At 37.1% G+C, this 579-nt stretch carries 1 protein-coding gene; it reads left to right on the top strand.

Annotated features, from left to right (window positions below):
* Positions 1–546: transposase (locus tag HT669_RS10725; protein WP_172922384.1), on the top strand; the 546-nt coding region annotated here is incomplete at its 5' end.
* Positions 547–579: the final 33 nt, after the last annotated feature.

Consider the following 579-nt stretch of genomic DNA (forward strand, 5'->3'; position numbering starts at 1 on the left):
CAACATCTTAGCCGTGCTATGAGTCGTGTCCGTGTCCAAATTATGAATCAGTTTGAACGAAAATCCCATGAATACAAGGCTATTAAACGCTACTGGAAACTCATTCAACAGGATAGTCGTAAACTCAGCGATAAACGTTTTTATCGCCCTACTTTTCGTATGCACTTAACCAATAAAGAGATTCTTAACAAGCTTTTGAGCTATTCAGAAGACTTGAAACACCACTACAATCTCTATCAGCTCTTACTTTTTCACTTCCAGAACAAGGAGCCAGACAAATTTTTCGAACTTATTGAGGACAATCTAAAGCAGGTTCATCCTCTTTTTCAGACTGTCTTTAAAACCTTTCTAAAGGATAAAGAAAAGATTGTCAATGCCCTTCAACTACACTATTCTAACGCAAAATTGGAAGCCACTAATAATCTCATTAAGCTTATCAAACGAAATGCCTTTGGATTTCGGAACTTTGAAAACTTCAAAAAACGGATTTTTATCGCTCTGAACATCAAAAAAGAAAGGACGAAATTTGTCCTTTCTCGAGCTTAGCTGACTTCAACCCACTACAGTTGACAAAGAGCC

This window comes from Streptococcus sp. 2100, assembly GCF_013276335.1.
GTDB classification, from domain to species: Bacteria; Bacillota; Bacilli; order Lactobacillales; family Streptococcaceae; genus Streptococcus; species Streptococcus pseudopneumoniae.